The 24,551-nt window shown below is 37.0% G+C and carries 19 protein-coding genes, 2 tRNA genes and 1 pseudogene; 9 read left to right on the top strand and 13 right to left on the bottom strand.

Annotated elements, in window-relative coordinates:
- The first annotated feature begins 98 nt into the window (after positions 1 to 98).
- The 4 genes and pseudogenes from H4J66_RS17405 to H4J66_RS17385 all read left to right on the top strand — a co-directional run bounded on the left by H4J66_RS17405 (position 99) and on the right by H4J66_RS17385 (position 5,037).
- Positions 99 to 689, top strand: coding sequence for a PEP-CTERM sorting domain-containing protein (locus tag H4J66_RS17405; RefSeq protein WP_182176201.1), 591 nt, complete (start codon positions 99 to 101; stop codon positions 687 to 689).
- A gap of 588 nt (positions 690 to 1,277) precedes the next feature.
- A pseudogene (locus tag H4J66_RS17395) lies at positions 1,278 to 3,393 on the top strand (putative bifunctional diguanylate cyclase/phosphodiesterase).
- A gap of 51 nt (positions 3,394 to 3,444) precedes the next feature.
- Positions 3,445 to 3,729 (top strand): MazG nucleotide pyrophosphohydrolase domain-containing protein, encoded by a 285-nt coding sequence (locus H4J66_RS17390; RefSeq protein WP_070374689.1) that lies wholly within the window; start codon positions 3,445 to 3,447, stop codon positions 3,727 to 3,729.
- Positions 3,730 to 4,215: 486 nt separating this feature from the next.
- Positions 4,216 to 5,037 (top strand): RMD1 family protein, encoded by an 822-nt coding sequence (locus H4J66_RS17385; protein WP_259369166.1) that lies wholly within the window; start codon positions 4,216 to 4,218, stop codon positions 5,035 to 5,037.
- A gap of 95 nt (positions 5,038 to 5,132) precedes the next feature.
- On the opposite strand, the gene speB is transcribed toward H4J66_RS17385, so the two are convergent.
- The 3 genes from speB to H4J66_RS17370 all read right to left on the bottom strand — a co-directional run bounded on the left by speB (position 5,133) and on the right by H4J66_RS17370 (position 9,826).
- Positions 5,133 to 6,059, bottom strand: coding sequence for an agmatinase (gene speB / locus H4J66_RS17380; RefSeq protein WP_182176199.1), 927 nt, complete (start codon positions 6,057 to 6,059; stop codon positions 5,133 to 5,135).
- A gap of 12 nt (positions 6,060 to 6,071) precedes the next feature.
- The gene (gene speA / locus H4J66_RS17375; RefSeq protein WP_182176198.1) at positions 6,072 to 7,982 is read right to left on the bottom strand and encodes a biosynthetic arginine decarboxylase; all 1,911 of its coding nucleotides are present in this window, start codon (positions 7,980 to 7,982) and stop codon (positions 6,072 to 6,074) included.
- Between the two features lie 317 nt (positions 7,983 to 8,299).
- Positions 8,300 to 9,826: a carbon-nitrogen hydrolase family protein gene (locus H4J66_RS17370; RefSeq protein WP_182176197.1), complete on the bottom strand. Its 1,527-nt coding sequence runs from the start codon at positions 9,824 to 9,826 to the stop codon at positions 8,300 to 8,302.
- A 264-nt stretch (positions 9,827 to 10,090) separates the two neighbouring features.
- Between H4J66_RS17370 and H4J66_RS17365 the strand changes: the two genes are divergently transcribed.
- Positions 10,091 to 11,065, top strand: coding sequence for a transposase (locus tag H4J66_RS17365; RefSeq protein WP_182176196.1), 975 nt, complete (start codon positions 10,091 to 10,093; stop codon positions 11,063 to 11,065).
- 504 nt (positions 11,066 to 11,569) lie between these two features.
- On the opposite strand, the gene H4J66_RS17360 is transcribed toward H4J66_RS17365, so the two are convergent.
- From H4J66_RS17360 to mutY, 7 genes are all read right to left on the bottom strand, one after another.
- Positions 11,570 to 11,911, bottom strand: a complete 342-nt coding sequence (locus tag H4J66_RS17360; protein ID WP_182176195.1) for a YdbL family protein — start codon at positions 11,909 to 11,911, stop codon at positions 11,570 to 11,572.
- A 9-nt stretch (positions 11,912 to 11,920) separates the two neighbouring features.
- A complete protein-coding gene (locus H4J66_RS17355; RefSeq protein ID WP_070374683.1) occupies positions 11,921 to 12,103 on the bottom strand; it encodes a YnbE family lipoprotein in 183 nt (60 codons plus the stop codon).
- A gap of 2 nt (positions 12,104 to 12,105) precedes the next feature.
- Complete coding sequence (locus tag H4J66_RS20680; RefSeq protein ID WP_182176194.1) at positions 12,106 to 14,739, bottom strand: YdbH domain-containing protein; 2,634 nt, start codon at positions 14,737 to 14,739, stop codon at positions 12,106 to 12,108.
- Between the two features lie 735 nt (positions 14,740 to 15,474).
- A tRNA-Thr gene (locus H4J66_RS17345) sits at positions 15,475 to 15,550 on the bottom strand.
- A 121-nt stretch (positions 15,551 to 15,671) separates the two neighbouring features.
- Positions 15,672 to 15,747: transfer RNA gene (locus H4J66_RS17340), tRNA-Phe, on the bottom strand.
- 187 nt (positions 15,748 to 15,934) lie between these two features.
- Positions 15,935 to 16,207 (bottom strand): oxidative damage protection protein, encoded by a 273-nt coding sequence (locus tag H4J66_RS17335; protein WP_070374680.1) that lies wholly within the window; start codon positions 16,205 to 16,207, stop codon positions 15,935 to 15,937.
- Between the two features lie 101 nt (positions 16,208 to 16,308).
- Positions 16,309 to 17,382: an A/G-specific adenine glycosylase gene (gene mutY, locus H4J66_RS17330; RefSeq protein WP_182176193.1), complete on the bottom strand. Its 1,074-nt coding sequence runs from the start codon at positions 17,380 to 17,382 to the stop codon at positions 16,309 to 16,311.
- A gap of 141 nt (positions 17,383 to 17,523) precedes the next feature.
- Here mutY and H4J66_RS17325 point away from each other — a divergent pair, with 141 nt between their 5' ends.
- Entirely contained in the window at positions 17,524 to 17,862 is a 339-nt protein-coding gene (locus tag H4J66_RS17325; protein WP_182176192.1) for a 50S ribosome-binding protein YggL, read from the top strand.
- A 151-nt stretch (positions 17,863 to 18,013) separates the two neighbouring features.
- Positions 18,014 to 18,748, top strand: coding sequence for a tRNA (guanosine(46)-N7)-methyltransferase TrmB (gene trmB / locus H4J66_RS17320; RefSeq protein ID WP_182176191.1), 735 nt, complete (start codon positions 18,014 to 18,016; stop codon positions 18,746 to 18,748).
- A gap of 14 nt (positions 18,749 to 18,762) precedes the next feature.
- Here trmB and H4J66_RS17315 read toward each other — a convergent pair whose 3' ends face one another.
- From H4J66_RS17315 to H4J66_RS17305, 3 genes are all read right to left on the bottom strand, one after another.
- Positions 18,763 to 19,110 (bottom strand): hypothetical protein, encoded by a 348-nt coding sequence (locus tag H4J66_RS17315; RefSeq protein WP_220463339.1) that lies wholly within the window; start codon positions 19,108 to 19,110, stop codon positions 18,763 to 18,765.
- A gap of 265 nt (positions 19,111 to 19,375) precedes the next feature.
- The gene (locus H4J66_RS17310; RefSeq protein WP_182176190.1) at positions 19,376 to 19,855 is read right to left on the bottom strand and encodes a methylated-DNA--[protein]-cysteine S-methyltransferase; all 480 of its coding nucleotides are present in this window, start codon (positions 19,853 to 19,855) and stop codon (positions 19,376 to 19,378) included.
- Between the two features lie 150 nt (positions 19,856 to 20,005).
- Positions 20,006 to 20,440 (bottom strand): CBS domain-containing protein, encoded by a 435-nt coding sequence (locus H4J66_RS17305; RefSeq protein ID WP_182176189.1) that lies wholly within the window; start codon positions 20,438 to 20,440, stop codon positions 20,006 to 20,008.
- Positions 20,441 to 20,629: 189 nt separating this feature from the next.
- Between H4J66_RS17305 and H4J66_RS17300 the strand changes: the two genes are divergently transcribed.
- Positions 20,630 to 22,873: an ABC transporter permease subunit gene (locus tag H4J66_RS17300; protein WP_182176188.1), complete on the top strand. Its 2,244-nt coding sequence runs from the start codon at positions 20,630 to 20,632 to the stop codon at positions 22,871 to 22,873.
- A gap of 16 nt (positions 22,874 to 22,889) precedes the next feature.
- Positions 22,890 to 24,527: a phosphate ABC transporter permease PstA gene (gene pstA, locus H4J66_RS17295; protein WP_182176187.1), complete on the top strand. Its 1,638-nt coding sequence runs from the start codon at positions 22,890 to 22,892 to the stop codon at positions 24,525 to 24,527.
- The last annotated feature ends 24 nt before the right edge of the window (positions 24,528 to 24,551 follow it).

Below are 24,551 nucleotides of genomic sequence, written 5' to 3'. Positions count from 1 at the left end.
GTACCAGATTAGCTTTTTATTAGCGCAACACATTGATGAATTATCTTTTTTAGCATTACTCATTAATATTATTTTTTGAGAATAAATAGGAATATCAAATGAAAACTAAATTTATAACAGCCAGTGTCACAAGCTTTATCTTCGCGTGTAGTTGTTTAGTTAATGTCGCATCGGCATCACTAATTACCATCGATTTTGAAAGCTTAGCTATAGGTGATTTTACAGAAGGTTTCGACAACGGCTTTTATATTAGTGCTATTGGGGAAGATACTAAGATTGTAAACCCAGAATTTTATACTGGTAAAACCGCTTTTTCTGATGGTGGTTCACAGGTACCATCAAATTGGTTTTTCTCAACTAACGGCTTATTTACTTTTGAAACGTTTGATATCGCTTCACTCTACAATCAGGGTGACCGTTTCATTGTGAAGGGTTTTCTAGATAACGTACTTCAAGGAATTGACGCATATACGACGACTACCTCACAATGGAATGGTCAGTTATCAACTGAAGAAGCGTCTAATTTGAAGGGGGTTATGGTAGATAAAATTAGCATATCGATGTTAAGTACCAATAATCTTTATGGTATAATGGATAATGTCGTAATGAATAAAGTACCAGAGCCGACCAGTTTAGCTATTTTTGCCTTAGGTATAATGGGATTAGCAGTAAGACGCCTTAAGCAATAAGCGTAATGATTGTTTAGGTTGTTAACTTTTTATAAAAAACACTGATGGTAATCATCAGTGTTTTTTTATCAGATGAATTTGGGTATTAAGCTTATAACCTTGTTAATAGCCGAACAAGGTTATAAGCAAAGCTAATAAAATAGCTATTTGCTTTAAATATATTGTCTGCACAAGGATAACAGTGAATCAGCTGGTTGTGATTTTTTATTGTTGTTCAAGATAGACCTGTTCGCTAAGGTCGCTAAGCACTTAACCTCGTTCGCAGAAAAATAGCTCGAATTATTCTCTGTATTAACATAATTATTTTTTAATAAAGAAATCTTTACTTTACTAAGGGATCAACCGCTGGCCAGTCAATAAACTGGCGAGTATCTGCGCACTTGACATCCTTTTAGCCTAACCTTATATTTAAAACACTTTGCCTTGAAACAATCAAGGTTGCCTAAAAAGTCTCAAGTGCAATATTTAGGCAGGCGAACTCTCCAATATCGATATAAAATAAACGTATAGTAAAGTGTATTACTTGCAACTTCCAGTAGTGTTATTGAATACTTTTTGCTTGAATTGTCCAACAAGGAACTATGTTAAATGGTGTTTGAACAGGATCAAAATACTACTGCGCTAGAGCAATTCGAGGTAAACCCCCATGATATAGAGATGTATCTCGATGTGGTTTTTAATAATCACGACGATCCTATATTCGTAAAGGATAATGAATGTCGATTGTTACTCGTTAACGATGCTTTTTGCCAGATTTTTAACTTAACTAGAAACGAAATCATCGGAAAAACACTCGCTGAAACAGTACCTCATAGCGAGCGTGATCATTTTTTAGCAATTGATAGGTTAGTACTAGATAAAGGGGAAGCGACTTTAAGTGAATAAACCCTTACGATTAATGGCTCAGATACTAGAGCTATATTAACTGAAAGAATCGATTCATAGATGGTAAAGGTGACTATTTTATCGTCGGGGTCATTAATGATATTACCAAACGAAAACTAGCCGAAGAAGAATTAAAACTCGCTGCCAGTGTTTTTACTCATGCCGGTGAAGGCATCATGATAACCGACGCCAAAGGGACCATTATTAATGTCAATAATACCTTTGTCACTTCAATCGGTTATAGCGCTGTTGAGGTGATTGGACAGAAGCCGAATTTTTTACAATCAGGAATACACCCCGCCGAGTTTTATAGCGAGATTTTGCAAGTGCTGCAGACTAAAGGGGCTTGGTCTGGTGAAATATGGAACAGTCGTAAAAACGGTGAAATTTATGCTGAAATGCTTAATATTAGTTCGGTTAAAGATGTTAATGGTCAAATAAGTACTATGTTGCGTTATTTACCGACATCACTCCAATGAAAGAACATCAAAGTCAGTTAGAGCATATTGCCCATTATGACGTACTGACCAACTTACCAAATCGGGTGCTACTGGCCGACCGATTATCTCAATCTATGTTGCAATGTAGCCGAAATATGCAAACACTCGCTGTGGTTTTTTTAGATTTAGACGGCTTTAAACTTGTTAATGATGAGCATGGCCATAATGTGGGGGATGAACTGCTAGTTGAAATTTCCATACGCATGAAAGCGGCACTTCGCGAAGGTGATACTTTAGCTCGTATTGGTGGTGATGAATTTGTTGTGGTATTAACTAATTTAACAAAGGTTGAAGACTGTGAGCCGATATTAGATCGCTTGTTATTAGCCGCATTTGAGCCAGTGACCGTTAGTAACGTCGTGTTAAATGTATCAACCAGTATAGGCGTAACTCTTTATCCACAAGACAGCGTTGATGCTAACCAACTTATGCGCCATGCTGACCAAGCCATGTATGTGGCGAAAGAATCAGGTGAAAATCGTTATCATCTATTTGATACTGCGTAAGATGATGCGGTTAAAACACAACAGGAAAGCCTTGAGGCCATTCGCAGTGCACTCGATAACCAGCAATTTGTGCTTTATTATCAGCCTAAGGTTAATATGAAAACAGGCAAAGTGATTGGTGTTGAAGCCCTTATCCGCTGGCAACATCCCAGTAGAGGATTATTAAATCCCCTCGACTTTTTGCCTATTATTGAAAATAATCCGATGAGTATCGAATTGGGCGAATGGGTTATTGATACCGCACTAACACAAATAAGCCAATGGCAAAAAATGGGCCTCGACCTTCCGGCTAGCATTAGTGTAAATATTGCCGCGGTTCAATTACAGCAGCCTGACTTTACTCAGCGATTAACAACTTTATTAGCAGCGCACCCTAATGTTAAACTTTGCTATTTAGAACTAGAGGTATTGGAAACCAGTGCCTTAGATGATGTCCATCATGTTTCAACAACCATGCTGGAGTGTATTGCATTAGGCGTAAGCTTTGCCTTAGATGATTTTGGCACGGGGTATTCCTCCTTGACTTACTTGAGACGACTACCCGCAGACTTAATTAAGATAGATCAAAGCTTTGTTCGAGATATGCTGATCGATACCGATGATTTTGCCATTGTTGAAGGTGTTATCGCTTTGGCTAAATCATTTAAACGTGAAGTTATTGCTGAAGGTGTTGAAACGATTGAACATGGTAAGGCGCTGTTGCAACTAGGCTGTAATTTGGCACAAGGTTATGGTATAGCCAAACCTATGCCACCGTTTGATGTGCCAGCATGGATCAACAATTGGCGACCAGATGCGAGTTGGCAACTATAAGTACTAAATATGTACGATAAAAAACAAACGTAAACAAAATAAGTGAAAAAAATGAAGATTAACGAAATAGCAGAGAAGAACTATCTTTGGGTAGAAAAAATGGGTTGGCATAATAAAACAACGCTAGAAGCATTAGCCCTTGTTGCATCAGAAGTCGGTGAGGCTATTAATGAATGTCGGCACGAAAAACCTAGTGATGCCTTTGGCGAAGAGCTTGCCGATATTATCCTAAGAGTGCTTGATATTTCCCATTGGCAAGGAATTGATATTGAAAACGAAATTTTAAAAAAAATGAGCAAAAATGAAATCAGAGGCACTAGGGGAAGACTTAAATAAGTTAAAGATTAATGCTTATTTCTATTTACTTTCGCTGCAAGTAAACGCTCACATTTAATTTATCATAACGTACAGTAACAACCAGATTGTTGCTGTTAGTTTAACCTATAAAGAACATCCTCTTTTTACAAACAAAAAAATCACTACATCTTTTAACCATTCTTGTAAAACTCCCAGCAGATATTCATTACGTTTTTGTCTTCCGGTTAGTTTAAGCCCTATTTTATTTTTTAAGCTAAAAACATTAACTAAAATATAGCAAACATTGTCGCCATTATATGCGGCGTTAAACAACTAAACGATATCAATTTTTTTATCAGACTGATTAAAAAATTGATATTGAGTATTTCTATTAACGGCGCAGAATCTAGCAAATTTAGTTAGTTACTGTTCATCAAAACAACTTTTTTGTTGATCAATAGCGACTAAATTTTTTAATGTATTTTAAATCGAATAAAAATCAGACAACCACTTATAAGAGTAATCATGAGTAACTTAATGGCAGGTAATGAAGTCATTTTTAGCAACGATAAATTATCAGTTTATAATTTTGGCGATAATTTTTTATCAGAAAAATCGAATATAGATAAACGCTTTTATGAAGGCGGTACTCGTTACAGAGACGCCGTACAAATAATCGTGGCAACAGGAGAGTATTGGATATTTGACTATGGTGTAGTGGTTTTTTGGGCAGTAGCCACAGGTGAACGCCAAGCATTAATCAATCGACTTAAGAGTGATAACACCCTCTATATTGAAAATATTGAAGAACATTTATGCTTTACTTTTTCTAATGAACTGATCATTAAAAAAGATACCATAGTACTACCGGATAACGATCCGTTGACACGTCTTGCGATAAGCCATGCGTTGGCGCAATCAAACAAATTGATGGAATTTGAACTTCAAGCACAAAATAAAATAATGGATTATTCTCATATTTCTGAAGAGTTGTCTAAACTGGGTAAAATATCGATTAGCCAAAAAGAAATAGCTAAAATTAGAGGTACGCTACTGAGTACTAAAAGCGATATTATTTTACATTATGGATTACTTGATACCCCAGACTTTATTTGGGAATACCCTGAATATGAAGCGACTTACGAACGTATGGCGCGTTATATGGATATTCATCAACGCGTCGAATTATTATCTAAAAAGCTTTCGACTATACATGAACTATTTGAAATGTTAGCGGCTGAACAAAAGCATCAACATTCATCATTTTTAGAATGGACTATTATCGTGTTAATTGGTATTGAGATTGTTTTTTTTCTTGTTCAAGAGTTGAAAATTTTGGCGAATTAACTCGCCAATCTTTATTGTTAACATTCACTTTTTTAATGTTGGCTTTAACTTAGTAAACAGGTAAGTTATTGCGTAAAAATAACTTACCTGCTTTGTTATACAAGCTTATGCTTAGCGGTCCAAATATGTGCTAATTCTAACGCTATTGTTGCAGCGGCTAACGCAGTAACTTCACTGTGATCATAAGAAGGAGCGACTTCAACTACGTCCATGCCAATCAGATTAATACCTACTAAACCTCTCAATATCTTCAACACTTTATCTGTGGTTAAACCGCCACATACTGGCGTACCTGTACCAGGAGCAAAGGCGGGATCTAAACAATCAATATCAAAGGTTAAGTAAACTGGCGTATCGCCAACCCTAGCTTTAATTAATGCGGTGATCTCACTGACACTCATATCATTAGCTTGCATGGCATTAATGACAGAAAAACCATGGTCTTGCTCTTTGTAATTTGTGCGAATACCGACCTGAATAGATTTATCTCTATCTATGAGGTTTTCTTTAGGCGCATGATAAAACATAGTGCCATGGTCATAACAACTACCATTGCTATAAGTATCAGTATGCGCATCGAAATGTATCAGTGCCATAGTGCCAAATTTTTTCGCATAAGCACGTAGTATTGGCAAAGTAACAAAATGATCGCCGCCTAGCGATAAAACCGTTTTGTCTGCATCAAGTAACTGACCTACAGCCGTTTCAACTTGCGTACAAAAATGTGCAGAGTCTCCTGGAGAAAAAACCAAGTCGCCAGCATCAATGATTTTACAGTGTTTTAATAAGCTAAAAGGCCAAGGAAATCGCTTACCTTCCCAAGCCAAATTAATTGAAGCTTGCCTAATAGCAGTAGGGCCCATTCGAGCGCCTGAGCGCCCGGTGGTGGCCATGTCATAGGGTAAGCCTAAAACAACAATATCAGCAGCCGACTCAATGGGATTTTGCACTAAAGGCTGACGTAAAAATGTCATTGCATTTGAGTAAATTGACTCATCAACTTGATTGAAAATATTTTTCATTGTACTTAATCTCTATAAATCTTCAAGGTAGGTGTAGCCTTGTAAGCCATCAACTAACTCTTTAAAAATTTCTTCACCTTCACTTTTTGATAATCTAGCATCAATAAGCTCGGCATAGGTTTTTTTAAATAATTCGGCATCTAAATGCACGTAGTTCAGCATATCTTCTACCGTATCGCCTTCATTAATTTCAGTGATTTCTGCTTCACCGTCGTCATTGATGAAGACCACAGCACTGTGAGTGTCACCGAATAAATTATGCATATCACCCAAAATTTCTTGATAAGCACCCACTAAGAAAAAACCAAGTAAATAAGGTTCATCTTCTGTCCATGCCGGTACTGGTAATGTGCTTTCAATACCTTGTCCGTCAACATAATGGTCAATAGTACCATCGGAATCACAAGTAATATCTAATAATACCGCTCGTTTTTCATGTGATTTTTCTAAGTTACTTAAGGGTAAAACAGGAAAAACCTGATCAATGCCCCATGCATCGGGTAGTGATTGAAATAAAGAAAAATTAACAAAAAATTTATCAGCAAGTTTTTCGGTTAAATCATCCATTATTGGGCGATGAAAACGATTTTTTCCATCCATTAATTGATTTAATTCATAACAAACACGTAAATTAATTTGTTCAGCCCAAGCGCGTTGGGTTAAATTTAATAACCCCATCGAAAACTGGTTGTGTACTTCAGCTAAATCACTTTGAGTATCATGATAAATTTCAATTAAGGCGCGATCATCATTACGGTCATTTAGTTGCGTTAACGAACGCCACATATTACTTAATAAAATAGATTCATCAGGCGTAGGCGCTATTATATTTTCTGGTTCGTAAGACTCAGTGCCAATAACATTAGAAATAAGTACTGCATGATGTGCGGTTAATGCTCTGCCTGATTCCGAAATAATCATCGGCATAGGTTGATGATAACTTTTACAAATATCACCAATAGTATGGACGATGTTATTCGCGTACTCAGCAACGCTGTAATTCATTGAGTTATGAGATTGGCTTCGTGTACCATCATAGTCAATGGCCAAACCGCCACCAACATCCATGCATAAAATACCTGCGCCTAGGTTGCGCAGTTCGCAATAAAAACGTGCCGCCTCACTAACACCTAATCTTACATCTCTTATATTGGCTATTTGTGAGCCTAAGTGAAAATGCACAAGTTTTAAGGCGTCCAGCATGTTTTCTGCTTTAAGGACTTTTACAACATTAAGTACTTGCGAAGCTGATAAACCAAACTTTGATTTTTCACCGCCACTGGCTTGCCATTTACCTTTGCCTTGAGAGGCTAAACGAACACGGATCCCTAAGCGAGGTTCAACATTGAGTTTCTTTGCTTCGGTTAAAATCATTTCTAATTCAGACATTTTTTCTAAAACGATATGAACCTTATGACCTAATTTTTCGCCAATTAACGCTAAGCGCACATATTCTCGGTCTTTATAGCCGTTACAAACAATAACCGATGAAACCTTTTGAGCCATAGCTAAAACAGCTAATAATTCTGCTTTACTGCCTGCTTCAAGGCCAAGTTGTGTGGACTCTTTATTATTTTGGCTCGCCAAAATTTCATCAACAACTTCACGCTGTTGATTGACTTTAATAGGATAAACTAATAAATATTTTTCCTGATAATCATAATCTTCTATCGCCTTATTAAAGGCTTCACATAGACTGTGAATGCGATGATGAATTATTTGCGGGAAACGCACTAATGCAGGCAGTGTTAAGCCTTTATCTTCAATCATTTTAGCGATATTGATTAAATCTACTGTGTGATCCTGACGCTCAAACTTTGGCGCAACATATACATTTCCAGCATCATTAATACCGAAATAGCCCTGACTCCAATGACGTACGTTATAGTGCGCGCGAGCGTGAGCAAGATTATCTTTGTTCATTGATTTTCCTTTACTTATCCTACTTAACAATAGAATGGCAATTCTTCATGGGTAACTAAGGCGAATTAGAATTTAACAGCCGCTTAATGTCCAACAAAATAAATAATGATAGGTAACAATTATTATTGATGAGTGCTGTTGATAATTCAACTTGAGACCTGTTGATAATTCAACTTGAGACCTGAATTAGTGCACAAATTGATAGGGGGAATTTAATTTGCGGGGCAAGTGCACTGATTTTGATATTCGATTTTAGTGCGTTGACCCCGCAGATTATGAGCAGGTAAATATATTTAATTGCTTATAAAAATGACCAACTAATCTTTTTTATGTTGGGTAATACTATACAAATCATGGCGTCTATCACGCATGGTATGTACAGCACCGTGACTATGTAACTGTTTCAATAAATCTAGATTTACGTCTACAATAACAGTCATTTCTGAGTTAGGTGTTGCTTCTGCTTTGATACCCGTTGTTGGAAAAGCAAAATCAGACGGTGTAAATACCGCAGATTGGGCATATTGAATATCCATATTATTTACTTTTGGCAAATTACCTACCGCGCCAGCTATGGCAACATAACATTCATTTTCAATCGCTCTTGCCATTGCACAGTGACGCACACGTGTGTAGCCATTCTGGGTGTCTGTTAAGAAAGGCACAAACAAGATATTCATTCCCTGGTCGGCAAGTATTCTAGAGTACTCTGGAAATTCAACATCATAACAAATCATGATACCAATTTTGCCGCAGTCAGTATCAAACACCTTGAGATTTTTACCACCGACCATAGACCAACTGCGCACTTCTGCTGGCGTTAAATGAATTTTATCATAACGTTCCCATGAACCATCACGGCGGCACAAAAAGCCTGAGTTATAAAGACTGCCATCAACAAAAAAAGGCATGCTACCGGTAATAATATTAATATTGTAACTTATCGCAAATTCGATAAATTTATCACGAATTTGTTCGGTATATTCCGATAGCCTGCGAATACTCTCTGTTAAACGTAAATGGTTAAATTCTGCCATCAAAGGTGCATTGAACAATTCAGGAAACAGCACAAAATCACTTTTATAATCGGATACTGCATCGACATAAAATTCCATTTGTTCAAATAAATCATCAATACTTTTCATCGAACGCATTTGCCATTGCACTAAACCTAAACGAACCTCTGAGCGCGGAGCATTGATAAGTTTTACCGATTTAGTATAAAAGATATTCGGCCATTCAAGTAACGTGGCATACTCCATTGATTCGCTATCACCCGATAGGTAACCGGTTAGTAACTTGCGGACATAAAAATCATTGGCGAGCTGAAAACTTAATACCGGATCATATAATTCTTTGATTTTTACTTTTTCAATATACTGTTTAGCGCTCATTTTATCTGAATGTTGCGCATAGTTTGGCATACGACCACCGGCTACAATAGCGCGTAAATTCAAGTTTTCACAAAGCTCCTTACGAGCATCGTACAAGCGCCTAGCTAATCGTAAGCCGCGATAATCAGGATGAATAAAGACCTCTATTCCATATAAAGAGTCGCCTTTAGGATCATGATTATCAAAGGTCATATTGCTAGTGATTTCAGAATAAGTATGTTCATCGCCAAAATCAGCATATTCAATTATTAATGAGAAGGCACAACCGACAACAATGCCATCAACAACTACACAGATTTGCCCATCTGGAAATTTAGTTAATAAGGCTTTAACCGTGGGTTCATTCCACGTTGCTAATTCTTTATTAAGGTAAACTGATTCACTCGCCTTGCGAAGCTCTGTCATATCTTGCAATGTTAAATGACGGACGGTAACACTATTTGCTTCCATTTAAATTCCTAATTAATTTTGGTATTAATCATACTTTTCTCTCATCGTAGAGTGCAAAAAGACGATTATTGTGATTTTTATACCAAAAAATCAACTTATACAAGCATATTAAAAAAAATCAGGACAAAGACACTCACTTCAAGACCTAAGCAGACACTCTTTTAAAAAGTTAAAAAAGACCTAAGCAGACACTCACTTAAAATTGAACAATAACAGTCTTTGCACTAAGCTAAAATAACGTAGCTATGTTATTTAGGATGAATGATGGCAACGCCAAGGAAGCAACAAATTAGTTTAGAAGACACCCCTTATTATCATTGTGTAGCTCGTTGTGTTCGACGGGCTTTCTTATGTGGTGAAGATAAATATTCAGGCCAAAGCTATGAACACCGTCGAGGCTGGGTAGAAGACAAACTTCATTTTCTTACGCAAGTATTCGCTATCGATGTCTGTGCTTATGCGGTAATGAGTAACCATTATCATGTAGTCGTATTTATTGATGAGGCAAAAGCTAAGCAATGGAGCATGATAGAAGTTCTTGAACGTTGGCATACTTTATACAAAGGTACCTTACTGACCAAGCAATATTGTCAAGGTGAAGCCTTAGCAAAACCATTACTTGATATAGTTAAGTCAACCGCTAAGGTTTATCGAAAACGTCTGATGAAAATTAGTTGGTTTATGGGTTATATCAATGAGGGTATTGCTAGGGCCGCTAATCAAGAAGATGACTGCAAAGGTAGATTCTGGGAAGGTAGATTTAAATCACAAGCGCTATTAGACGAAGCTGCTCTTGCATCTTGTATGGCATATGTTGATTTAAACCCTATTCGAGCTAATGCTGCACAAACACCAGAAAATTCAGAACATACAAGTATTAAACTTCGATGTGAACAGGCAGAAAAAAGCAAGCAGCCTAGCACGCTATTACCCTTTATTGGCAATCCAATAAAGGGTATGCCAAAAGGTTTACCTTTTGAACTCAAAGATTATCTTAAATTAATTGAGTTAACAGGTAGATGCATTAGAGAAGGTACATCTGGTTTCATAGAAGAAAACCAACCTGCAATACTTAATCGATTAAATATATCGGCTGAAAATTGGTTGATAATCACCACTGAGTTTAATACCCAGTTCCATGGTGCCATTGGTCATGAAATTGCACTGAGTAATTACTGTCAGCATCAACAGTTAAAGCGACGACAAAATTTGAGTCATTGCAAACAACTATTTTCTTAAATAGTTAATCCATCAAAATATCTTCAGATTGTTAATCAGGTGCTTCCTGCGGACAAAATTGCCAAAATATCGATGATTTAAGAAATATAAAGTTGAAAAACTGTTTTAGCACACTTTCATATGACTAAAAATCGATATGACTGACGACAGAAGATCAGTTATTAAAATATTTCTGTTGTTTGAATTAAAGTGAGTGTCTGTGCTTTTTAGCACACTTTCATATGACTAAAAATCGATATGACTGACGACAGCAGATCAGTTATTAAAATATCTATGATATTTGAATTGAAGTGAGTGTCTGTGCTTTTTATTTTTATATCGAAACGAAACCTTAACATTGTTGTTAAGGTTTCGTTTCTTTCTAGAGAAGGCTATGCTTATACTTAAATACCATCAGTAACAGCATCTTTTTTGGTGGTTTTTGGTAACGTCCTTATAAATCATAATCTTGGTTTGTTCACTCTATGCGCTCGTGCTGTTCGCTTTAGGTGCAGTTACTAGACTTTATTTTTTAACCCATTGCCCCGCGCTATTTTGGATAAAGTGGCTTGGTTGAGTTTTATCATAAGCTTTTTTACCCGCTAAAGCGGTGACTTGTTGCATGGTGATTTTATTGGTGCGTGCTAAATTCATATAAATACTTTTGCGCTTTTCGTTAACACTGGTGACTAGGCTTTTCGCGTCTGGGCTATCAATAATAAGACCTAAGTAACCATTAGACATTTCACCAACTAAACCTTGTTGTTTTGCATCGTCGAGTGAAATAGCCCAAGCTGAAAAGGCTATAGTAGAGACCAATAGAGCACAGCTTATTTTTATTATGAATTTCTTTGTTAAATTTTTCATGGTTTTTCCCTAAAATATGTCGCTTTCAGCACTAAATATGTCGTCTAGTTCTTTATCTACCTTCACCTTTATTTCATGATCAATTTTCAAATTTAAATTAATGGTGATCGGTTCTTTTGCACTAACTTCTATCTTATGTGTACAGGCACTGATAATGAAAACAGTGAATAGCACGATTAGTATTTTACTCATACTTACTCCTTCTTTTTTTGTAAACCTTTGATAAGGCTTTCTTCAAAACGTTGAGTTATTGATAATGATTCAAGTAAACCAAGTAAGTCATAACTCAAATTCAGATTTAAATTAACATCGTTATCAATATCTGGATTGCGACCTTTTATTACTGTGTTTAACTGCATGTAACCGTCGTCTGCCATTGTAACTGCGGAGGAAAGCTGATGATAATGCAAGTTTTGCAGTGCATCAAACGCCAGTTTTAGTTGACTGTTGTTTGCTTTAAGCTCTGTTACGGCTGGGTTATCAATGACCTGTATCAGTCCATTGCTAGTATTATGCAGTTCACCTTTTTCAATAATATATTTATCACCATCAAAAGTAACGGGAAGTTGGCCTGATATGTTACCCGTTACAACAATACCTTGTTTTTCATCTAATGCTAATACTTGCTCTAAGTCTATACTATTAAGCTGAACATTAACTGAATGCCCATGTTCGACAGGCCATTGTATATTTGGAATAAAGAAGCTGCCCCCTAAAACATTCGCCTTAAGTTTGTTGGCTGAAAGCTGAAAGCTTTTATCGAATGTCCAGTTAGTGTTAATTGATAGCTTTGAAATAGGGGTAACCGTTTCAATTAATTCAACGGTTAGGTTTTCTTTAGCATTAGGCAGAGTCGTTATTTTTCCTGCGAGTAAGGAAAAATGTTGTTGCCAATTGAGCTCTTGCAACCAAATGCCATTGATTTCACCACTGAGTGAGGTAATTGCCAGCGAAACGTTAAATGGTGTGTTTTCAATATTGTTTAAAGCGTTTATTTGACCCGAAATATTATAATCTAATAGGCCATCAATCAATTCAACTTCAGTCGGCAATTGGATATTTAACGATAATAAGTTGGTGAGTTGTAAATTTTTGGCGGTAATAACTAGATTAGGTGACTTGACTGGGCCAGTAAAAAAAATACTGCCTAGGTTTACTCCGTCAGCACTGGCTTGAGCATTAAGCTGAATATCGTCAAAGCTGCCGTTGATTTCACTAAAAACATTAAACGAAGTTATTTTTAGTTTGTTAGGAATATTCAGCTGTGAAGCGTGATTACCAACTTTTAGTTTAATACTTAGATTGTTGTCCCCTAACAGCGTTAAGCTACCCGTTAACTTTGTTGTTAATTTTTTTAGACTTAACAGTGTTTGAGGTTTTTGTGCAGTGGACATTTTTGTGGTGATTTTATGGGGCGATTGATTATTATCTTTGCCCTCAGTCATTTGTTTAAGCACCACAATATTATTTAAGGTGATTGAAGAGTCTGCTGTTAAATTAATCGTTGTTGTTTGCTCGGTTTTATTTAGTGAGCCAATTAAGTGTAAAGCAATAGGCGCAGGAGTGTATTTGGCTATGTTGGCCAACTTCAGCTGACTATCAATAATAAAATGCTCTACTGCTAATGCATAAGGTGTTTGTGGGGTAGGTAAGGCAAAAGTAATATTATCAATTTTTACTTGGTGAGGTCGTGCGCCGCTAATGACGCTTATTTCAAGATGACTAAGGTAGCCCTTACTATCGTTCAGTGTTAATCGGGCATTACCTTGCGGTTTTATGGTTACGTGCGTCAACGGATTCTCTTTAAGTATTGACATCATCGTTGGTGATAGCCCTGTTTGGGTTAACTTCGCTAACAACTGTGGCTGACTATACTCCACTAATATTTCATTTTTTCCAACAAAGGTTAACGCGACGGTTATCTTGTCTTTAGCGGAAATATCATGGGTCGTTTCTGTGGGGTTTAAATCAAATCGACCATCGAAGTTCAGCGCGCCTAATAGTTTAAATGGGCCGCTGTTGTCTATGCCGTTTTCAGAAATTATAGAGATATTGCTTATTTGATTTTGCAGGCTAATAGCGTTCGCATGATACTTTATCTGTGTGTTGATATCCCCTGTGATCTCGCTAGCTGCTAAGTTGTTTGTTAATGCTGCGGTAATAGGTAATCGATGGGCGCTTAAAAAGCTTTTGAGTAAACTTAATTTACTTGAGATCGCAATGGAAAAACCTTCTTTCTCTCGGGTTAGCTTAGCCTCAATAAACGCTACGCTTTCGGATGTTGTTAGTGTAAAAGACAAGTTATTAGCTAGTGTTGATAAATTAGCAATATATTTTGTCTCAGTTTTATTGCTAAGCGTAAACGGTGAATAGGAAAGTTTAGTGACATTTATTTTTGCCGGTAAATTAAACTGCTTAATCTGTTGTGCATAAGTTTGTAAGCTTGTTGAAAGCAATTGGCTTAAGTTTTGATTTTCTTGCTCTTTGTTTAAGATAGCATCATCTTTTTTGGAGAATAAATGATCTGTACCTTTAATCTCTGCCAACCCTATATCAATATCCGTTATATTAAGGGTAGGGGATAGTTGCCATTGTATAGTCATACTGACAATTTGAATATTAGCCTTTGGGGTCTGTAAACATGCCTTGTTGACTCTAATGGCCATATTACTGGTAAGGCTTACATTTAGGCAAGTCAGCGCTATTTTGTCTGAATTGAATTGTGTTTTTACAAGGTAATTGATAACTGAAACTCTAGCACTGTAAGTGATAGTGAAAATAATCAGTAAGGTGATAACAGCAATTAAGATAAATTTAAGAAATCGCACTTAGGCTCCCTTGCCATAGTTACTTTTTTAACCCAAGTAGAAAATATGTTAATTGTTATTAATTGCTGATGACCGTGAGTCGACAGTCTATTTATGGTCACAACAGTTAACAGGGTAGCCTAATTTTACACAATCGAATATAGCTAGTGATTGATGAATTACAGGAAAAAACAAGATTACAGGTACTTTTTACCATATCAGTAGGTGGTTTTACTTTTCTTAAGACGAAAAAAAACCTTAACATTGCTGTTAAGGTTTTTTTCCTTCCTTTCGGAATGGAAGTAAGGTTGCTGACTGCCGGAGTCGAACTGCTGCACGTTAAGAGTGACTGCATTTATCAGTAGCTGTTAGTTCTAACTTTCGAGTATTTAATTTCAAAGTATCGACCGACAAATTTCAGACGAAAAAAACCTTAACATTGCTGTTAAGGTTTCTTTCCTTCCTTTTGGAATGGAAGAAAGGTTGCTGACTGCCGGAGTTAAACTGCAGCCCGTTAAGAGTGACTGAGTTTATCAGTAGGTGGTTTTACTTTTCTTAAGACGAAAAGAAACCTTAACATTGCTGTTAAGGTTTCTTTCCTTCCTTTCGGAATGGAAGAAAGGTTGCTGACTGCCGGAGTCGAATTGCCGCATGTTAAGAGTGACTGAGTTTATCAGTAGGTGGTTTTACTTTTCTTAAGACGAAAAAAAACCTTAACATTGCTGTTAAGGTTTTTTTCCTTCCTTTCGGAATGGATGGTGCCGACTGCCGGAGTCGAACTGGCGACCTACTGATTACAAGTCAGTTGCTCTACCAACTGAGCTAAGTCGGCACACAAAGATGTGTGCGATAAATTTATTCTATTGAACTATCTATCTTGGCACCGAACAAATGTTTCTACACTATTTCTATATTAAAAAGTAAGCAACAAATATTCAAATAGGTTGAATAGATGGTGCCTCGACCCGGAATCGAACCAGGGACACGAGGATTTTCAATCCTCTGCTCTACCGACTGAGCTATCGAGGCAGTGTCTAATCTGCTGTCTTTTCGGCTTTGCCTTGAAGACGGGGCGTATTAAACTGTTTTTCGATTTGTTCGTCAACCCTTTTTTTTAAATAAATGTTTGTTTGCTTGTTTTTTCTGCTTATTGGCGGAATAGTCAGCGTAAAATCACCATTTAATCAAATTCTTAATAAAAAAAGTTGTTGAACCCTTACTTTTTCGGTGGAACGTAACCTTCAATTTCTGGTTCTTTTCCTTCAAAAAGATAAGCAACCATAGCCGTTTCTAAAAAAGCACGGTCATTTGGCTCCATCATGTTCATTTTTTTCTCATTAATAAGCATGGTTTGTTTTTGTTGCCAGTTTTTAAATGCTTCTTGACTGATATTATCAAAAATACGTTTACCGACTTCTCCAGGATAAAGTTGAAATCCTAGTCCTTCAGCATCTTTTTTTAAATTTTGGCAAAATATAATACGGCTCATAAGTTAATTCTCTTGTTCTAGGTTGTAAGTTGGTCTGTGCATTTATACTTTTACCACTTTAATATTCATCTGTATCTTAAAGTGGTATTGATATATAAATATCATGGTTTTAATAAGCTGATCAATTTTTGAGTTGATGCTGCTAAGCCAACCGATGCAGTTGTGGCTAAATTATACCACTGTTGTTGGTTGTTTTCGTTGATTTCTTTTGCTGGTAATTGTTCACAATCAATCACTACTGGTGATATATCTAAATGGAAGTGACTAAAGGTATGGCGAAATTTTGCCAAAGGTACAACGGACGTTTGTTTCAAATGGAGCTTCACTAATAATGCGGCAATCTCTTCTTCGTGCTCGACCTCTAAAAAACACCATAAACCTCCCCATATGCCACTTGGCGGCCGTTTCTCTAATAATACTTGCTGGTTAATACGAGGTATCACCATAATAGTTTGTTTTTCTGGAATGGTTTTCTTTGGTTTTTTTTGTGGGTAACTACTTTGTTCATTCAGTGAAAAAGCTAAACAACTTTCACTTAACGGGCAAAGATCGCATTTAGGTTTACTGCGCGTACAAATAAGTGCGCCTAGATCCATCATCGCTTGATTAAACTGAGCAACACCTTCTTTGGGCGTTAATACCTCTGCAATCGGCCATAACGCTTTTTCATACTTACTCTGACCATTATGGCCTTCAACCATATAACAACGAGCTAATACCCGTTTTACATTACCATCTAAAATAGCGTGATGCTTATTCAATGCCAAACTTAAAATTGCACCAGCCGTTGAACGACCAATACCTGGTAGAGCAATAACTTGTTCAATGTCCTCAGGAAAAGTACCTTGGTATTGCTGAGTAATTATTTTTGCTGTTTTATGTAAATTACGAGCTCGAGCGTAATAACCTAATCCTGTCCAGTGATGTAAAACGTTATCTTCATCGGCATTAGCTAAATCGGTAATTGTTGGAAAACTGTCCATAAAACGATGATAGTACGGAATAACCGTTGCTACTTGTGTTTGTTGCAACATTATTTCAGAGATCCATACACGGTATGGGGTTTTATTGTGCTGCCAAGGTAAGTGCTTTCTGCCTTGGGCTTGATACCAGTCGAGTGTTTGCGTGGCAAAAAACTGTGCTGATTTCAGTGATATTTGAGTTTTATTTGTCATAGCGACTTAGTTTACCTAATAAACGGGCGCGAATAAATGTGCATTTTTTATTGCAAAAATTTATAATGCCATTATGCTCTCGTCCATATTAATCTCGAGATTATTACTCGAAATATACTTGCTAAGATTTAAGGAATTAAAATGAAATTAAATGCTAAAAACCGTAACCGCCGTTTACGTAAAAAATTACGTGTTGATGAATACCAAGAATTAGGTTTTGACGTCGCTTTTAAATTAGCTGACGGTACAGACAATGATACGGTTGATACTTTTTTGAATAACTTTTTTAATGAAGTTATTCAACCTAATGGTTTAGGTTTTGGTGGCGAAGGCGATGTTTTATGGCATGGTATCGTTTGTACTCAAAATATCGGTAAGTGTACCGATGAACACCGCACCGCTGTAGAATCTTGGTTGAATGAAAATGGCGCTACAGCAGTAGCTGTTAGTGATCTTTACGATGTTTGGTGGGCTGAATAACTTTATTCATCATAAATGAACTTTACCCGGCATTGTAAGCATTTTTCAGTGCCGTTACTTATGTACAATAAGTGCAGACTCAGAAAATTTTGACCGCTTTGTTTAAAGCACATTTATTTAGAATAAAACTTGGATTATATTGAAGAAATATATGGTAGATAAAACTGAAAACACCCACAAAAGCATTGAAGAAGCTGAAAAAGAAGGCAAGTATATTCGCAAAGTACGTAGTTTTGTTAAGCGCGAAGGGCGATTAACAAAAGGACAAGCGAATGCATTGGAGCAATTTTGGCCAACAATGGGCTTAAACCACCTCGATGGAATGATTGACTTTGCTCACTTATTTAATAACAGCAATCCTATTATCTTAGAAATTGGTTTTGGCATGGGTAAATCTTTAGTTGAAATGGCAAAAAATGCCCCAGAACTAAATTTTGTTGGTGTTGAAGTGCATCGTCCGGGTGTTGGCGCTTGTATTTCATTAGCAGATGAAGAAGGCGTTAATAATTTAAAGGTTTTTGAACACGATGCGATAGAAGTACTTGCTGACTGTATTCCTAATGGTTCATTAACGACTGTGCAATTGTTTTTTCCTGATCCTTGGCATAAAAAGAAGCATCATAAACGTCGAATTGTTTCGTTAGAATTTGTCGAAACTATTCGTCAAAAGCTAAAGGTGGGTGGTGTTTTTCATATGGCTACTGACTGGGAAAATTACGCAGAATGCATGATTGAAGATATGATCTCAGCGCCGGGCTATAAAAACTTAGCCACCGATGGCGACTTTGTGCCACGTCCTGATTCTCGGCCATTAACGAAATTTGAAAACCGTGGTCATAACTTAGGCCATGGCGTTTGGGATATTCAATTTAAACGCCAAGATTAATATAGAATGAACAATTAATTTAAGTATTCTTGTTCAACGTGAAAAAGATGCTGGCTATTACGTAAGTTGCCGGTGTCTTTTAACCACTGCGTACTAATGATTTCTCGTTGCAAGGCGGCTTGCAAAATACGCACTTTATACTGCGACCAATAATAAATCGTTGCCTGTTGATGAATTTCGTTATTTGGGAAAACCTCACTTCTGCTTTCTTCTAATTCGGCTAAAATATCGGCAATAACTTTTGGCTTTAACTCTTTTTCTATCTGTAGCTTAAATTTAGTGAAACGTTTTGCTTTAACTAATAACCATGCCATCCACAATATTACGGCAACAGCAAAAAAAAATAAAATATCTATACTCATGACTGATTTATTCTATAAAAACATTGCGAGCATCTTATCAGTCAAATTGAATTTGGCTAAAGCTTATTTTTATTTTATAACTCGGATATCAGCAAAAATTAAGCCGCCTGTCTTCTGAGCTCTATGTTAGGTTAATTAAACGCTATATTGTGGTTTTTCCTCGGCGAGTCACTTTGCTTTTTTGCTAAGCAATATAGCAATTAAACGCTATATTGTGGCTTTTCCTCGATGAGTCACTTTGCTTTTTTGTTAAGCAATATAGCAATTAAACGGTGAATTGGGCTTGTTCATGCATAAGTAACTTTGCTTTTAAAGCTAAACCGCCAGCATATCCTGTTAATTTTCCATTGGCGCCTATGACACGATGGCAAGGGATAATTAAAGCGATTGGGTTTTTTCCGTTTGCTGCGCCAACTGCTCTTACGGCCTTTTCATTATTAATTTTTTTTGCTATCCATAAATAGCTTTTTGTCTCACCTTGTTTGACAGTCAGCAATGCTTGCCATACTTTTTGCTGAAACGGTGTACCTTGTGGTGCAAGTGTCAAGTCAAAGACAGTACGATGACCAGAAAAATATTCTGCAAGCTGTTGAACCACCCGGGTAAAGTGAGTAGGGCTCTCTATGTAACTTTCATCAATAATCAGCGGTAAAGCGCCATCTTGAAAAGCAAGTGCAGTTAGCCCTTGGTCATTAGCGGTTAATGCAATATCGCCGTAAGGAGATGGGGTGATAGTAAAGTACATATTGATTCCTTTGTTAAAGCATAACCCATGAAATATCGTGAGGATAAATAACTATTTTAAAGATAATTAACGTTAATGCACAGCACTAAAATTGCTTCTTCAGTTAAAACGCTAAAGTGAAATAAAGCATAAGTCGTTTTATGTCAGTCGTTATTTATTAGTGGCTAACTTGTTACGGTATTGTCGCGCAATAACTTTTAAAATATCACGCCAACTGATAATACCAATGGGTTGCATTTCATCATTTACAATCGGCAGGCATGAAAGGTGGTTGTCATGAAACATTAATACTGCGTCATTCAAACTGACTTCTGCTTTGGCTGTCGTTAGGTCTCTGTTCATGATGAGGTGTAACTTCTTTTGTAACATTGAATGGTCACGGGGCGTTTCGTTTTTAGTGCCAATTGTTGGACTTAAATGCTTGTATATATCTCTATCGGTGACCACCCCGACAAGCTGTTTATCACAAAGTATCAAAATGTGGTGAATACGGTGTAGGTCAAATATTGCTTTTGCTTTACTTAAATCATCGTCAAGTTCTAAGGTAATTAAGTTTGTCGACATAATTTTACTTAAGCTCATCATTCTCTCCTAATATTTGATTTTTTGTTTGATCGTCACGATAAACAAAACTTTGTTAGTTAACAATCATCTTCTAGTCAAACTAGCTCTTTAGTGATTTATATAAAACTAATTGTTGGTTGTCACAAAAGTGTCACACAACTGTCTTATAATTCATATTGTACTAAAGTCTCCATAATTGAAGGTGTTTAAGTGGCAATTGCATTAAAATCGACTGGCCCACGCCAGTTGAAAAATACATTAGCACAATGGTTAATAACAATAGGCGGTATAAGTGTTTTATTTACACTTGTGCTGATCTTTCTATATTTACTGTATGTGATAAAACCTATTTTTGAGTCGGCAACAATAGACCCTGTTGGTCAATTTGAAATCAGTACCTCGGCACCCACGTTATCTGCGGGTATTGATGAACTAAAAGAAATCGCTTTTCAAATTACTGAGCAAGGTGATATTAACTTTTATCAGCTTGTCAAAAGTGCTGCTCATGAAAAAGGTACGTTAGTACTTAGTGAAAAATTATTGAGTTATGATAAAACCTTAATTAATGTGGTTAATTCTGGTATAGAAAAGAAACTGCTCATTGATAGTGACGGCGACATGCAGCTTATTGCCGCTAAATTCTTTTCTAATTTTGACTCAGGTACACGAGAAATTATTCCAAGTGTTACTTATCCTTTAGGAGAAAAGTCGATAGCCGTTGACGAAAGTGGCGAAGTTCTTACTGAACTTTCATTTGGTATGAATGATGAAAAAGCAGTTTTTGTTGCGTTTACGCAAGATCAGCGTTTAATTAAGACTAGCTTAATTGCTGAAGATGACTTTACTTACGACAGCGCTTACGAAACTATTTATCAAGAAATTGATTTTCCTGCTAATCATGTTAACGAAATCTTGGTCACTCCTGATATGGGTTTAGCTTTTGTTCGTAGTGATGACCAAGTTTTTGTTTTTGATCTTAGTGATGAAGATGAGGTTAAACTTAAAGCCACAATTATTCCGTCTTTAGAACAAACTAGAACCAAACCCCACCATGTTACTGCAATGGCATTACTTTCTGGTAGTAGCTCAATCTTATTAGGTAGCAGTGCGGGTGAAGTTACACAATGGTTTGAAGTGGCTACTGACGATGGTCGTCAATTTAAAAATGTTCGTACTTTTAACGTTAGTGACACAGAAGCCGTTACCCAAATTCATACTGAACAATTTCGTAAAAGTTTCTATACTTTAACGACATCAGGAAATATGGGGGTTTTTTATACCACCAGTGAGGCTGATTTATGGCGTGGTCAACTAACAACTGCCGAACCTAGCGTATTTGCAATTTCGCCTCGTGCTGATGGTTTAGTTGTGATTGACGAAAACCAGCTAAAAATATTCAGTGTTGAAAATGAACATCCCGAAGTGACTTGGAGTGCTTTGTGGGAAGAAGTCTGGTACGAAGGTTACCCAGAGCCAGAGTATATTTGGCAGTCAACTTCCGGTTCAGATGATTTCGAAGGTAAGTTTTCTTTAGTTCCCATTACATTTGGTACTATGAAAGCAGCCATGTACGCGATGTTATTTGCTGTACCTATTGCGTTAAGTGCTGCGATTTACACGGCTTACTTTATGACTCCCGGTATGCGGAGAAAAGTTAAGCCAACAATTGAATTAATGGAAGCATTGCCAACAGTTATTTTAGGGTTCTTGGCGGGTTTATGGTTAGCGCCAATAATAGAAAATTATTTGCCAGCAATCGCAATGCTATTAATTATGTTACCGCTTTCAGTTTTTGTAACTGCATTTGCTTGGCATAAACTGCCTAAAGATATGAAAAATATTATTCCTGAAACATGGGCGCCGATCATACTTCTTCCTGTCTTATTGATTGCCGGTGGTAGTGCATTTTTGTTATCTCCTTTCTTTGAAACCTTGTTCTTTGGTGGTGATGTTCGTCAGTATATTACTAACGACCTTGGTATTGACTTTGACCAACGTAATTCATTAGTAGTTGGTTTAGCGATGGGATTCGCTGTTATACCAACCATTTTTTCTATGGCAGAAGATGCAATATTTAGTGTACCTAAGCATTTAACCAGTGGTTCACTTGCTTTGGGTGCTACACAATGGCAAACGCTTGCGAAAGTTGTTTTGTTAACCGCTAGTCCAGGTATTTTTTCGGCAGTGATGATGGGCTTGGGCCGTGCAGTAGGCGAAACTATGATAGTGCTGATGGCTACGGGTAATACCCCAATTTTAGATTGGAGTATTTTTCAAGGTATGCGTACCTTAGCAGCAAATATTGCTGTAGAAATGCCAGAGTCCGAGGTAGGGAGTTCGCATTATCGAATTCTATTTTTAGCTGCTTTTGTTTTATTTGTTTTCACTTTTATTTTTAACACGTTTGCTGAGCTGATACGTCAGCGCTTACGTGAAAAATACAGCTCGTTATAGTTAAGGAACTGAGTTTATGAATAGTTGGTTTAAATCTGGTTCTCCGTGGGTGTGGTTGTCTGCTGGCGGAGTAAGTATCAGTTTAATTTCAGTTCTAGGTTTATTGTGGTTAATTGCTTCACGTGGTTTATCCTACTTTTGGCCTGCAGACATTTATCAATTTGAGACGGTTAACGAAAAAGGCCAAGTAGTTACTGTTATTGGTGAGATATACGATCGTGAAAGCCTGCCAAGCAGGCAGTTATCGCATTTAAATTTAGGTTTAGATCCGACTAAAGAAACCATTGAGCGAATTTTGGTGAAAACGGGTAACCGTGAATTAGTTAATCTAGACTTTCGTTGGTTGTTAATGCCACTTATTAACAAAACAACCATGCCTGAAGATGTTGTGGTGGTTGAGCGTCGCACCAATGGTAATTTTTATGGTTTCATTGAAGGGATTATCTTAGATGGTCAGCTTGTAGGCCTAGAAAAAATGTCTGAATTGCTTGAACGTGTTGATAACTTTCAAGACAAAATGGATGAATTACAAAAAGTTGATATCGGCGCTATTAATTATCAAATAGAACGCTTGCGGCTGAAAAAGCGTAAACATAAACTTGATGAGACTTTAACCGTTGAGCGTGAGCAAGAAATTGATGCAGAAGTTGCCCGTTATAACGCAGATTATCAAGTACTAGAAAAAAAGTTAATGGCTATCCGTGACAAAGTATCTCGTGATCAACTTGTGGTACGCGCTATGGGGGGGGAGGTTATAGAGATAAATTTTGCAGAAATACTCAAAGTTACTTATAACAATAGACTATCTATTGTTGGTCGAGCTGCGGTATTTATTCAGCAAATAGGCAGTTTCTTAATTGATGATCCTCGAGAAGCAAATACCGAAGGGGGAGTATTTCCTGCAATATTTGGTACTGTCTTAATGGTTTTACTGATGACGGTTATTGTTTCTCCTATGGGCGTTATAGCGGCTATTTACTTACATGAATATGCGGGTAAAAATGCCCTGACTAAACTACTTCGTATCTCCGTTATTAACTTGGCAGGTGTTCCATCAATCGTTTATGGGGTCTTTGGCTTAGGTTTCTTTGTTTACATGGTGGGTGGTAGTTTAGATCAGCTGTTTTATGCCGAGACATTACCTAGCCCAACTTTTGGTACGCCAGGTGTTATGTGGTCGGCTATTACTTTAGCGATACTAACATTACCTGTTGTTATTGTTTCAACCGAAGAAGGTCTATCACGCATTCCGTCAGCTATGCGTCACGGTTCTTTAGCGCTAGGTGCAACCAAAGCAGAAACGTTATGGCGTATTATTCTACCAATTGCTAGTCCGGCAATTATGACGGGTATTATTTTAGCTATTGCGCGTGCGGCCGGTGAAGTTGCACCACTGATGCTGGTTGGAGTTGTAAAAATGGCACCAAATTTACCACTTGATGGTAACTTCCCATATTTACATTTAGACCGTAAGTTTATGCATTTAGGTTTTCATATTTATGATGTAGGTTTCCAAAGTCCTAACGTTGAAGCGGCAAGACCATTAGTTTTTGCAACTGCATTTTTATTGGTGACAATTATTGTCTCACTGAATATGACAGCGGTTACCATACGTAACCGTTTAAGAGAAAAATATCGCATGTTAGAGCATTAACTTTATTGAAGAATACTCTTCTTA

The organism is Colwellia sp. MB3u-55 (assembly GCF_014076785.1).
Classification (GTDB): Bacteria; Pseudomonadota; Gammaproteobacteria; order Enterobacterales; family Alteromonadaceae; genus Colwellia_A.
The sequence above is the reverse complement of the archived record's forward strand: the minus strand, read 5'-3'. Positions and strand labels throughout refer to the sequence as shown.